Source organism: Knoellia altitudinis, from assembly GCF_042666355.1.
GTDB classification, from domain to species: Bacteria; Actinomycetota; Actinomycetes; order Actinomycetales; family Dermatophilaceae; genus Knoellia; species Knoellia altitudinis.
This window is the reverse complement of record NZ_JBHTDK010000001.1, coordinates 1,211,744-1,224,088: the sequence shown is the minus strand read 5'-3', so window position 1 is coordinate 1,224,088 and position 12,345 is coordinate 1,211,744. Positions and strand designations below refer to the sequence as shown.

9 protein-coding genes and 1 pseudogene are annotated in these 12,345 nt (G+C 70.0%); 8 read left to right on the top strand and 2 right to left on the bottom strand.

The features are described 5' to 3' along the window. The first annotated feature begins 184 nt into the window (after window positions 1-184). Window positions 185-1,240 carry an SIS domain-containing protein gene (locus ACFQW8_RS05775; RefSeq protein ID WP_380086014.1) on the top strand — a complete coding sequence of 352 codons (1,056 nt, stop codon included), beginning with the start codon at window positions 185-187 and terminating at the stop codon, window positions 1,238-1,240. Between the two features lie 66 nt (window positions 1,241-1,306). Here the strand turns inward: ACFQW8_RS05775 and ACFQW8_RS05770 are convergent. Continuing rightward, a pseudogene (locus ACFQW8_RS05770) lies at window positions 1,307-1,402 on the bottom strand (type II toxin-antitoxin system VapB family antitoxin); the annotation flags it as partial. 167 nt (window positions 1,403-1,569) lie between these two features. Between ACFQW8_RS05770 and ACFQW8_RS05765 the strand changes: the two are divergent. Then, window positions 1,570-3,093, top strand: coding sequence for a M20/M25/M40 family metallo-hydrolase (locus ACFQW8_RS05765; protein ID WP_380086013.1), 1,524 nt, complete (start codon window positions 1,570-1,572; stop codon window positions 3,091-3,093). Window positions 3,094-3,177: 84 nt separating this feature from the next. Here ACFQW8_RS05765 and ACFQW8_RS05760 read toward each other — a convergent pair whose 3' ends face one another. Next, a complete protein-coding gene (locus ACFQW8_RS05760) occupies window positions 3,178-4,407 on the bottom strand; it encodes an ROK family transcriptional regulator (RefSeq protein WP_380086012.1) in 1,230 nt (409 codons plus the stop codon). A gap of 112 nt (window positions 4,408-4,519) precedes the next feature. Here ACFQW8_RS05760 and ACFQW8_RS05755 point away from each other — a divergent pair, with 112 nt between their 5' ends. From ACFQW8_RS05755 to ACFQW8_RS05730, 6 genes are all read left to right on the top strand, one after another. Further along, complete coding sequence (locus tag ACFQW8_RS05755; RefSeq protein ID WP_380086011.1) at window positions 4,520-6,037, top strand: sugar ABC transporter ATP-binding protein; 1,518 nt, start codon at window positions 4,520-4,522, stop codon at window positions 6,035-6,037. Beyond that, the gene (locus ACFQW8_RS05750; RefSeq protein ID WP_380086010.1) at window positions 6,034-7,101 is read left to right on the top strand and encodes an ABC transporter permease; all 1,068 of its coding nucleotides are present in this window, start codon (window positions 6,034-6,036) and stop codon (window positions 7,099-7,101) included. The genes ACFQW8_RS05755 and ACFQW8_RS05750 overlap by 4 nt, the downstream gene beginning before the upstream one ends. A 103-nt stretch (window positions 7,102-7,204) precedes the next feature. Continuing rightward, window positions 7,205-8,257 (top strand): substrate-binding domain-containing protein, encoded by a 1,053-nt coding sequence (locus ACFQW8_RS05745; protein ID WP_380086009.1) that lies wholly within the window; start codon window positions 7,205-7,207, stop codon window positions 8,255-8,257. A 7-nt stretch (window positions 8,258-8,264) separates the two neighbouring features. Further along, on the top strand, window positions 8,265-9,443 hold the full coding sequence (locus ACFQW8_RS05740; protein ID WP_380086008.1) for a Gfo/Idh/MocA family protein: 1,179 nt from the start codon (window positions 8,265-8,267) through the stop codon (window positions 9,441-9,443). A gap of 105 nt (window positions 9,444-9,548) precedes the next feature. After that, complete coding sequence (locus ACFQW8_RS05735) at window positions 9,549-10,562, top strand: sugar phosphate isomerase/epimerase family protein (RefSeq protein WP_380086007.1); 1,014 nt, start codon at window positions 9,549-9,551, stop codon at window positions 10,560-10,562. A 198-nt stretch (window positions 10,563-10,760) separates the two neighbouring features. Beyond that, window positions 10,761-12,284 carry a helicase HerA-like domain-containing protein gene (locus ACFQW8_RS05730; protein ID WP_380088598.1) on the top strand — a complete coding sequence of 508 codons (1,524 nt, stop codon included), beginning with the start codon at window positions 10,761-10,763 and terminating at the stop codon, window positions 12,282-12,284. Window positions 12,285-12,345 lie beyond the last annotated feature (61 nt).

The following is a 12,345-nucleotide window of genomic DNA, read 5'->3' as shown; positions in this document are numbered from 1 at the left end:
CGTGAGCGCACTGTGACCTGTGGACGACGAGCCGGTATGCCGTCCGCCCACCTGCGTGGGTGGCGTGGCTCTGGGGCCACCCGTCGGATGCGCACGACGTCACCGTCGGTGGCTCTGGCAGGGTTCGGCTGTGTTGGTCCGTGTCGGCGGTCGCCGCCACGTCTGCCATCGACGAGGAGACCTCATGACACTCGAACACCCTCCCGCCGCACCTCTCCCCGGCGCACTCATGGCCGCGGAGATCGCCGAACAGCCGGCGGTCCTCGGCCGCGTCGTGACCCAGGGCGTCGGTGACGTCGAGGCTGTTGCCGGTCGCATCCGCGAGGCCCGCCCGCGCTTCGTCATGGTCGCAGCACGGGGGACGAGCGACCACGCCGCGCTCTACTTCAAGTACCTCGTCGAGATCGTCCTCGGCCTCCCGTGCGGCCTGGCCTCGCCCTCGACGACCACTGCCTACGGCGCCGAGCCCGACCTGCGTGACGTGCTGTGGGTCGCGGTGAGCCAGTCCGGCGGTTCGCCCGACCTGCTCGAGTCCACCCGCGCGGCAGGCCGTGCCGGGGCGCTCACCCTCGCCGTGACCAACAACGCCGAGTCCCCGCTGGCTGCTACCGCCGAGCTCCACCTCGACGTGCGGGCCGGGGTCGAGCGCGCGGTGGCGGCCACGAAGACCTACACCGCCACGCTGCTCACGCTGTGGCTCCTCGTCGACGAGTGGAGTGGTCGACGCCAGCTCGACCTCGACGCCCTCGTCGCGGCCGCCGAGGAGGCGGTGCACGTGTCCGGCGTCGAGGAGGTCGCGGGCCACTACCGGTTCGTCGACAAGCTCGTCCTCACCGGCCGCGGCTATGCCTACCCGACGGCCCGGGAGGCCGCGCTCAAGCTCATGGAGACGTCCTACCTCGCGGCGCACGCCTTCTCCGGCGCAGACCTCCTCCACGGACCACTGGCCATGGTCGACACCGACCGACCGGTGCTGGCCCTGGTCCCGCACGGCACGGCCGGTCGGGCGTTGGGCCCCGTGCTCGAGCGGCTGCGCGACCGTGGCGCGGACCTCACCGTGGTCGGCGATGCAGAGTCGGCCGGTCAACGTCCGGCGATCGCCCTGCCGCGGGTCGCTGAGGAGCTCAGCCCACTCATCGAGATCATCCCCATGCAGCGACTCGCCCACGCCATGGCGCTCGCCCGCCACGAGGACCCGGACGCCCCCCGCGGCCTGTCCAAGGTGACGCGCACGACCTGAACCCTGCTTGTGACCCTGCCTGGACCATCGGGTTCGCGGGAGTCGAAGCCTTGGGGTGGAAGGGCCTCCACAGAAGGTCGCGTCCTCGGACGGGAGCATCCCGAGGTCGAGGGTTCGCTTGGTGGTCACAGGGTCGTCGAGCCGGACGAGGCGCGGTGGGACGGCTCTGTACGGGGAGAGCCGGCACGAGTCGCGTCGCCGGCTCAGTGGTGAGCGCTTTTGTCAACACCCGAAACGGCCATCGCCTGATGCGCCCGCCGTGGACTAGCGTGCGATCCACCATGCGGGCCTCAACGTCGAGACCCGTCGTAACCAGGAGGAACCCACCCATGCGAACTCCCCGTCGCACTGCCATCGCCGGACTGGCGCTGGCCGGGCTCACGCTGACCACCCTCAGCGTCGCCCCCGCCCAAGCGGGCAACCCCAACAACTCGGCCAAGCTGCGCAAGGCCGTCACCGTCGACGGCGTCATGCGCCACCTCGAGGCGTTCCAGGCCATCGCCGACGCCAATGACGGCAACCGCGCCGCCGGGACCTCCGGCTACGAGGCCTCCGGCGCCTACGTCCAGGGTGTCCTCGAGGGCGCCGGCTACGACGTCACCCGGCAGAACTTCACCATCAACTACCAGGAGCCCGGTGTCGTCGAGCAGATCTCGCCGACCCCGACCGAATACGTGTCCAACACGGCGACCGGCTCCGGCGAGGGCGACGTCACCGCACAGGTGACCGCCGTCGACATCGCGCTCGGGCTCGGCAACGCCAGCACCTCCGGCTGCCAGGCGACCGACTTCGCCGGATTCCCGGCCGGCAACATCGCGCTGGTCCAGCGCGGCGCCTGCGACTTCGGGCTCAAGGCCGACAACGCCGAGGCTGCGGGCGCCAGCGCCGTCATCATCTTCAACCAGGGGAACACCACCGCCGAGGACCGCAACGGTCCGGTCAACCCCACCCTGGGCACCTTTGACGTCAACATCCCGGTCGCCGGAGTCAGCTACCTCGACGGGGTGGACCTCTCCGACCCCAGCACCACCGTGGCCCGGGTCTTCGCCTCCGACATCGAGCAGCGCCAGACCTTCAACCTCATCGCCCAGACCGACACCGGACGCACCGACAACGTCGTGATGCTCGGTGCGCACCTCGATGGCGTGATGGAGGGCGCGGGCATCAACGACAACGGCAGTGGCTCGGCGGCCATCCTCGAGACGGCCGTCCAGCTCGCCGACGTCAACAAGCTCAACAACGCGGTCCGGTTCGCTTGGTGGGGTGCCGAGGAGATCGGCCTCGTCGGGTCGACCTACTACGTCAACGACCTCAAGGCCAACAACCCGACCGAGCTCGACCGGATCGCGACCTACCTCAACTTCGACATGGTCGGCTCGCCCAACTACAAGATCGGGGTCTACGACGCCGACCAGTCGACCTACCCGGCACCCGCCGGGGTGCCGATCCCCGGTGGCTCCATCGAGACCGAGGACGTCCTCACCGACTACTTCGACTCGGTCGGCCAGCCGTGGGTCGACACGGAGTTCTCGGGACGCTCGGACTACCAGGCGTTCATCCTCAACGGCGTCCCGTCCTCCGGCTTGTTCACCGGTGCGGAGCAGCCCAAGACCGCTGCCGAGCAGGCGCTCTTCGGTGGTCAGACCGGCGTTGCCTACGACGTGAACTACCACGCCGTCGGCGACGACATCGACAACGTCAATGCCGAGGCGCTCGACATCAACAGTGACGCCATCGCCCATGCCACGATCACCTTGGCGCAGAGCACCTTGGCGATCAACGGCAAGCGCAGCGCCGGCAAGTCCGGCAACATCCACCCGCACCACGAGCACGACGAGGAGGTCGCGGCCTGACCGCTGCGGTCGCCCTCTGAGGCACGAGACCAGACGCGTATGCCGTCCGCTCACCCCGCGAGGTGAGCGGACGGCATACGCATGTCAGGAGGCGAGGGTGGCGAGGTGTCGCTCGACCTCGTCGGCCGACAGCACGTGCTGGATGACCATCGTCGCTGCACCGATGACGCCGGCGTGGTCGCCGGTGCGGGCCGTGACGATCTGGAGCTCGCCCGTGGCGAGGGGGAGCGAGCGCCCGTAGACGACCTCACGGATCCCGGCGAGCAGCCCGTCGTTGGACTGAGCGAGGAGGCCGCCAATGGCGATCACCGAGGGGTTGAGCAGGCTGACGATCGAGGCCAGGACCGCACCGATCTCGCGGCCTGCCTGGCGCAGCTCCGCGATGGCCTCGGGGCTGCCGGAACGCGCGAGGTCGAGCAGCTCACGACTGTCCTGGACCTGCACCCCGCGCTTCGCGAGGCGAGCGACGATGGCCGGCCCGCTGGCCACTGCCTCGAGGCAGCCCTCGTTGCCGCAGCGGCAGATGATGCCCGCGCCGTGGGGAGCCGCCACGTGACCGAGGTCCCCGGCCGAGCCCTGGGCTCCGCGGTGGAGCAGGCCACCGCTGACGATGCCGGCGCCGATGCCCGTCGCCACCTTCACGAAGACGAGGTGCTCGACGGTGGGATAGATGGTCGCGTGCTCGCCCAGCGCCATGATGTTGACGTCGTTGTCGACGAGGACGGGTCCGCCGAGCTTCGCGGACACGTGCGCCGGCACGTCGTAGCCGTCCCAACCCGGCATGATCGGTGGCGATGCGGGGCGACCGGTGGAGTGCTCCACCGGTCCGGGCAGGCCGAGCCCCACGCCCACGAGCTGGCGTCTGCTGTGCCCCGAGGAACGCAGCAGCCGCTTGCCGATCTCGATGACGGCATCGAGGACCACCTCGGGTCCCTGACGGATGTCGAGTGCTTCGGAGGTCTCCGCGACCACCCGGCCACCGAGATCGGTGAGCGCGACGGTCACGTGGGTGGCGCCCAGGTCGGCGCCGAGGACGAAGCCCGCCTCCGGGTTGAAGGCCAGACGAGTCGGCGGACGTCCACCGGTCGAGCGCGACTCGCCTGCTGACGTGAGCAGCCCTGCGGCGAGCAGGGATTCGACTCGTGCGCCCACGGTCGAGCGGGCAAGTCCGGTCATCTCGATGAGTTCCGCGCGAGTGCGCGGCTGACCATCGCGCATGAGCTGGAGGAGGGCGCCTGCACCGGGTGCTCCGACCGCAGGCGCCGTGGACGTCCCGTTGGCGCCGGGGGTCGGAAGGCTGACGGGTCCACTCACGCTCCGTAGTGAAGCACAGGCCGACACTTCCGGACCACGGGAGGACGGAAGCAGATCACGGCATACCAACTTTTGCTTGACGCGCAGACAAAAGAGCCATAGCGTCCACGACATGACCGGAGGCAATGGCGCCTCACCTCTTCTGGTGATGGCCGGAATCGTCAAGCGATTCCCAGGTGTGACCGCGCTCGGCGGTGTCGATCTCGACGTGCTCCCCGGGGAGGTGCACTGCCTCCTGGGGCAGAACGGCGCGGGCAAGTCGACGCTCATCAAGGTGCTCGCCGGCGTCCACCAGCCCGACGAGGGCACGATCACCTGGAACGGCGAGGAGGTGACGCTCGCCCACCCGCAGGCCGCGATGGACCGCGGCATCGCGACCATCTACCAGGAGCTCGACCTCGTCGAGGGCCTCACGGTCTCCGAGAACATCTTCCTGGGCCAGGAGCGGTCCCGCTTCGGCTTCTCCCAGCGGTCGGCGGCGCGAGCCGAGACGGCAGGACTGCTCGAGCGACTCGGCCACCCCGAGATCTCGCCCTCCACCGAGGTGGGCCAGCTCTCCGCCGCCGGTCAGCAGATCGTGAGCATGGCTCGCGCGCTGTCCCGCGACGCCCGGCTCATCGTCATGGACGAACCCTCAGCGGTCCTCGACGGTGGCGAGGTGGAGCGACTCTTCGGCGTCATCCGTGACCTCACCGCCCAGGGCGTGGCGGTCGTCTACATCTCGCACCGGCTCGAGGAGATCCGCGTCATCGGCGACCGCGTGACGGTCCTCAAGGACGGTCGGACCGTGGCCACGGGCCTGTCGGCCAAGGAGACCCCGACGTCGGAGGTCATCCGGCTCATGACGGGTCGCTCGATCGAGTACGTCTTCCCGACCCGAGGTGTCGTGCCGGACGGCGAGCCCCTCCTCGAGGTCACCGGCCTGACGCGTCGCGGTGAGTTCGCCGACGTGAGCTTCACCGTCCGCCCGGGCGAGGTCCTCGGTCTCGCGGGTCTGGTCGGCGCCGGACGCTCCGAGATCGTCGAGACGGTCTTCGGGGCGCGCAAGGCCGACGCGGGCACGGTCGCCGTGGGTGGCCGGGCGTTGCGTCCCGGGTCGGTCGGCGCGGCCGTGTCTGCCGGCATCGGCCTGGCCCCCGAGGAGCGCAAGAGCCAGGCGCTCGTGCTCGGTGACAGCGTCGCCTCCAACATCAGCATGGCGACGCTCGCCCGCTTCGCCAAGGCCGGCTGGCTCGACCACACGGCAGAGCACCGGGCCGCCCAGGAGCTCGCGACCAGCCTCGAGCTGCGACCGGCAGGCGTCGCCCGTGAGGTGCGGACGCTGTCCGGTGGCAACCAGCAGAAGGTCGTGCTCGCCCGCTGGCTCCTGCGCGGGTGCCGCGTCCTGCTGCTCGACGAGCCCACCCGAGGCGTCGACATCGGCGCCCGGTCCGAGATCTATGCCCTGGTCCGTCGACTCGCGGACGACGGCGTCGCCGTCGTCGTGGTCTCGAGCGAGATCGAGGAGGTGCTCGGTCTCGCCGACCGGGTCCTCGTCATCGGTGACGGCCAGGTGCTCCACGAGGCTGCGTCCGCGGACCTCGACGAACACCGCGTGCTGGACATCATCTTGAAAGGAGACGCCGCATGAGCGTCGACAGCCCATCCACGACCCCAGGTCATCGGTCCGAGGCGGAGGGCACCCAGGAGATGGGCAGCCCTGCGGCACAGGGCTCGTCAGCCAGTGCGCTGTCGCGCCTCTACGCGAGCCCGGCCACCCGCAGCCTCGGCCTGGTCATCGCCCTCGTGGTGCTCTTCGTCGTCGGGGTGGCGACCGGTGGTGAGAGGTTCGGCAGCTTCGACAACGTCCTCACCATCCTGCGATATGCCTCGATCATCGGCGTCGTGAGCGTGGGGATGACGTTCGTCATCGCAAGCGGTGGGATCGACCTGTCGGTCGGAGCCATCGTCGCCCTCTCGTCCGTCTGGGCCACGACCCTGGCCACCCAGACCATGGCCGAGAACAGCCACTGGATCCTCATGGTCGGGACGGCTCTCCTCGTGGGGTCGGCGTGCGGACTCGTCAACGGTCTGCTCATCGCCTACGGCAGACTCGCACCCTTCATCGCGACCCTGGCGATGCTGGCCGCTGCGCGTGGACTCGCCGAGATCATCGCCCAGCGCCGGACCCAGATCGTGCGCGACCGGGGCTTCATCGACTTCTTCGGCGGCAGCGTCCTCGGGATCCCGGTGCTCGTCATCATCTTCGCGGTCGTCGCCGTCCTCGGCTGGATCCTGCTCAACCGCACCACCTTCGGGCGGCGCACCCTGGCCATCGGAGGCAACCCGGAGGCAGCGCGACTGGCCGGGATCGACGTCCGGCGCCAGACGGCATACCTGTATGTGCTGCTCGGTCTCGCCTGCGGACTGGCGGCGGTCATGTACATGGCTCGCACCACGACGGGCACCTCCACGCACGGGCAGCTGCTCGAGCTGGACGCGATCGCCGCCGTCGTCATCGGCGGCACCCTCCTCAGCGGAGGGCGCGGGACGATCGTCGGCACGGTCCTCGGTGTCCTCATCTTCGCGACGCTCACCAACGTCTTCACGCTCAACAACCTCGACACCTCGACGCAGGCCGTGGCCAAGGGCGTCATCATCGTCGCCGCCGTGCTGCTGCAGCAGCGAGTGGCCTCTCGCCGGGCCAGTCCCTAGCCATCGCACCCGCCCTCGACCGCGCCCCTCGACGGCGTCACACGTCCCTCGTCCCTCTCGTCCCACCACTCATCCAGAGCAACGCATCCCAGGAGAGCACCACATGAGTCTTCCCCGTCCCACCCTCACCCGGTCCGTCCGCACCGCAGCAGCCCTCGGCGTGGTGGCACTCGTCGCCGCCGGGTGCACGAGCAACACCCCGGAGGCCAGCAACGACACGAGCAGCACTGCCGCCCCCGTCGGCGACAACGCCAAGCCGGGCGAGAAGGTCACCATCGGCTTCTCCGGGCCCGCGGCCGACCACGGCTGGCTCGCCGCCATCAACAACTCCGCCCAGGCCGAGGCCAAGAAGTACACCGACGTCGACTTCCGCGTGGCAGAGGGCACCAACGACGCCAGCCTGCAGATCTCCCAGATCGAGACCTTCATCAACGACAAGGTCGACGCGATCGTCCTGCTCCCCACCGACGGTGCCGCCCTCACCGAGGTCGCGACGAAGGCCACCCAGGCCGGCATCATCGTCGTCAACGTCGACCGTGAGTTCTCCAGCCCCTTCGCGGCACGCACGACCGTGCTCGGCGACAACTACGGCATGGGTGTCAGTGCCGGAACGCGCGCGTGCAAGGTCATCGCCGACAAGAAGATCACCAACCCCGTCATCGCCGAGATCGCCGGCATCGACGCCCTCCCGCTGACCCAGGACCGCAGCAAGGGCTTCGCCGCCGCGTTGAAGGCCTGCAACCAGACCGTCGACAACCGGGTGGCGGCCGAGTTCACGGTCGCGTCCGGCGAGAGCGTCGCGGCGAACCTGCTCCAGGCCGCACCCAAGATCGACGTCATCTGGAACCACGACGACGACCAGGGTGTCGGCGTCATGGCCGCCTTCGACAACGCCAACCGCAAGGAGTTCGCCTTCATCGGCGGCGCCGGCTCCGCGAACGCCATGCGCTGGATCAAGGAGGGCAAGATGGACGCCACCGTCATCTACCCGCCGACCCAGGCTGCCGACGGTGTCCGACTGGCCCGACTGCTCGCCCAGGACAAGGGCATGGCCGACCTCGTCCAGGTCGCGGTGCCTCGCCGGATCGTCCTCGACGCACCCGTCGTCACCAAGGAGAACGTCGACAAGTACCTGCCCCTCGGCTTCGAGTCCTGAGTCGTTGATGGAGACCCAGCCACTCGGCGTCGCCATGATCGGCTACGCCTTCATGGGGCAGGCGCACTCGCAGGGCTGGCGCAACGCCCGGAGCTTCTTCGACCCCGCGGTCGTGCCGGAGCTCAGGGTCGTGTGCGGCCGCGACGCCGAGGCGGCGGGCGACCTGGCCCGACGCTTCGGCTGGCAGTCGGTGGAGACCGACTGGCGCGCCGCCATCGCGCGTGACGACGTCGACATCGTCGACATCTGCACGCCGGGCGACACGCACGCCGAGATCGCGCTCGCGGCCCTCGCGGCCGGCAAGCACGTCCTGTGCGAGAAGCCGCTCGCCAACTCCGTGGAGGAGGCCGAGACGATGACGGAGGCGGCGCAGCGGGCGAGGGTGGACGGCATACGCAGCATGGTGGGTTTCACCTACCGCCGCGTGCCGGCCATCGCCCTCGCGCAGCGGCTCGTCGCGGACGGCCGGATCGGGGAGGTGCGCCACGTGCGCGCGCAGTACCTCCAGGACTGGCTCGTCGACCCGGAGTCGCCGCTCACCTGGCGGCTGCAGAAGGAACGCGCCGGCTCCGGCGCGCTGGGCGACATCGGTGCCCACGTCATCGACCTCACGCAGTTCATCACCGGTGACCGGCTGGCCGGGGTCAGCGGGCTCACCGAGACCTTCGTCAAGGAGCGCCCGCTGCCCCGGTCCTCCAGCGGTCTGTCGGCGACGGCAGGGTCCGGGACCGGACAGGTGACCGTCGACGACGCGACCGTGTTCATCGGCCGCTTCGCCGGTGGGGCGATCGCCTCCTTCGAGGCCACCCGCTTCGCCACCGGCCGCAAGAACGCGATCCGGCTGGAGCTCAACGGCACCCGCGGCAGCATCGCCTTCGACTTCGAGGACATGAACGTCCTCAACGTCTACGAGGCCGACGCCGACGAGCCCGGCTTCCGCCGCATCCAGGTCACCGAACCCCACCACCCCTACGTCGCCGCGTGGTGGCCGGCGGGTCACGGTCTCGGCTACGAGCACGGCTTCACGCACCAGGCAGCCGACTTCCTCACCGCGATCGCGGCAGGCACCGACCCGTCGCCGTCGTTCGCCGACGGTCTCGGCGTCCAACGCGTCCTCGAGGCAGTCGAGACGAGTGCGGCGAGCGGGGCCGCGTGGACCCCGATCACCCCGCCCGCCATCGGCTGACGCACCTCGCACCACCCTCGACCCACCGCCCGACTCGACGACCAGGACGTGACCGGCTGCCACGGACGGTGGACCGGTTCCGACGCAACACATTGGAGGACTGACGTGGCACGACCGATCACCCTGTTCACGGGCCAGTGGGCCGACCTGCCGTTCGAGGAGGTGTGCCGACTGGCCGCCTCGTGGGGCTACGACGGGCTGGAGCTTGCCTGTTGGGGCGACCACTTCGAGGTCGACCGCGCCCTGGCCGAGGATGACTACGTCGCCGGGCGTCGCGAGATCCTCGAGCGTCACGGACTCGGGGTCTGGGCCATCTCGAACCACCTCGTGGGACAGGCTGTCTGCGACGACCCCGTCGACCAACGGCACCAGGACATCCTGCCGTCGGACATCTGGGGTGACGGCGATCCCGAGGGTGTGCGCCAGCGCGCAGCGGCCCGGATGGCTGACACCGCGCGTGCCGCCGCCAAGCTCGGCGTCGACACGGTCATCGGCTTCACCGGTTCAGCCATCTGGAAGTACGTCGCGATGTTCCCGCCGGTGTCGGCGGAGACGATCGAGGCTGGCTACCAGGACTTCGCGGACCGGTGGAACCCCATCCTCGACGTCTTCGACGAGGTCGGGGTGCGCTTCGCCCACGAGGTGCACCCGAGCGAGATCGCCTATGACCACTGGACGACGGTGCGCACCCTCGAGGCGATCGGCCACCGCCCGGCCTTCGGTCTCAACTGGGACCCTTCGCACATGGTGTGGCAGGACCTCGACCCGGCCGCGTTCATCTGGGACTTCCAGGACCGGATCTACCACGTCGACTGCAAGGACGTGCGCATGCGGGTGGGCAACGGCCGCAACGGAAGGCTGTCGTCGCACCTGCCGTGGAACGACCCCCGGCGCGGCTGGGACTTCGTCTCGACCGGCCACGGCGACGTGCCCTGGGAGGACTGCTTCCGGACTCTCGGCGCCATCGGCTACTCCGGCCCCATCTCGGTCGAGTGGGAGGACGCCGGCATGGACCGGCTCGTCGGTGCCGCCGAGGCGGTCGGCTTCGTGCGGCGCCTCGCCTTCGAACCACCAGAGGCCGCGTTTGACGCAGCATTCAGCTCAGGGAAGGACTCCTGAGCGAACAGCTCGCCCTCGGGACGCACGCAAGCGGCGTATGCCGTCGGCTCGCCGAGCGCTCGCACTAGAGTGCCGAGGGTGACCGAGAACGCGACGCCCGAGCAGCCCGCCACTCCTCCCACACCCCCGGCCCCCGAGGCCGCGGCACCTGCGTCTGGGGGCTCCGCTGGGGGCGCCGGGGACAAGGGTTCGGCGCACCTGGACGAGATCCGTGCGGGCTACACGTTCGAGGGCCCGGCCCTCGAGTTCGGTGCGGCCGTCATCGACGACTCCGCGCACCCGGACACCCCGGTGCGCATCCCGCTCGCCGTCCTCAACCGCCACGGCCTCGTCGCCGGGGCCACCGGCACCGGCAAGACGAAGACCCTGCAGCTCATGGCCGAGCAGCTCAGTGCGCAGGGCGTCCCGGTCTTCCTCGCCGACATCAAGGGCGACCTGTCCGGCATGGCGAGCCCCGGAGAGGCCAGTGACCGGACCACAGCGAGGGCCCAGGACGTCGGGCAGGACTGGCAGGCAACGGCATACCCGACGGAGTTCCTTTCACTAGGTGGCGTCGGCAAGGGCGTGCCGATCCGCGCGACGATCACCGACTTCGGGCCGACCCTGCTCTCCAAGGTCCTCGGCCTCAACGACACCCAGGAGTCGAGCCTCGGGCTCGTCTTCCACTACGCCGACAAGAACGGCCTCGCGCTCCTCGACCTCAAGGACCTGCGCGCCGTCATCAGCCACCTCGTGAGCGACGAGGGCAAGCCCGAGCTCAAGGCGCTCGGTGGCCTCTCGTCCGCGACGGCCGGGGTCATCCTGCGCGAGCTCATCGCCTTCGAGGACCAGGGCGCCGACGCCTTCTTCGGTGAGCCGGCCTTCGACACCGCGGACCTGATGCGCCTGTCCAGCGACGGCAAGGGGCTCGTCACCTGCCTCGAGCTGCCCGGCGTGCAGGACCGTCCGGCGCTCTTCTCGACCTTCCTCATGTGGATGCTCGCGGACCTGTTCCACGACCTGCCGGAGGTCGGCGACGTCGACAAGCCCAAGCTCGTCTTCTTCTTCGACGAGGCGCACCTGCTCTTCGCCGACGCGAGCAAGGCCTTCCAGGAGGCGATCGAGCAGACCGTCCGCCTCATCCGCTCCAAGGGGGTCGGCGTCTTCTTCGTGACGCAGTCACCCAAGGACGTCCCCTCGGGAGTGCTCGGGCAGCTGGGCAACCGCGTGCAGCACGCCCTGCGCGCCTTCACGCCGGACGACGCCAAGGCCCTCAAGTCGGCCGTGCGGACCTACCCGCACAGCCAGTACGACCTCGAGAAGCTCCTCACCTCGCTCGGCACCGGCGAGGCGGTCGTCACCGTCCTCTCCGAGAAGGGCGCCCCGACACCGGTGGCGTGGACGCGGATGCGCGCGCCGCAGTCGCTCATGGCCCCGTCGTCCGAGGCAGTGCTCGACCAGACGGTCGCCGCCTCGGCCATCGGCGCGAAGTATGCCGCTGTGGCCGACCGCGAGTCGGCTTTCGAGCTGCTCGCTGCCCGGGTGGCTGCGGCCCCGGCCGAGGCCGCGCCCCAGCAGGCGCCCGCACCGAAGGCCGCCAAGAAGACCACGGTGCCCAAGGAGGACCCCGGCCTGGTGGAGCAGGTCGTCAAGTCCAGCGCCTTCAAGTCGGCGCTGCGGTCGGCCGGAACCGTCATCGGTCGCGAGATCACCCGCTCGCTCTTCGGGACCCGCCGCCGCTGACCAGCACGTTCCCCACCGGCCGCGCACGAACGCACCAGTCGCGCACCCATCGGTGCGCGGC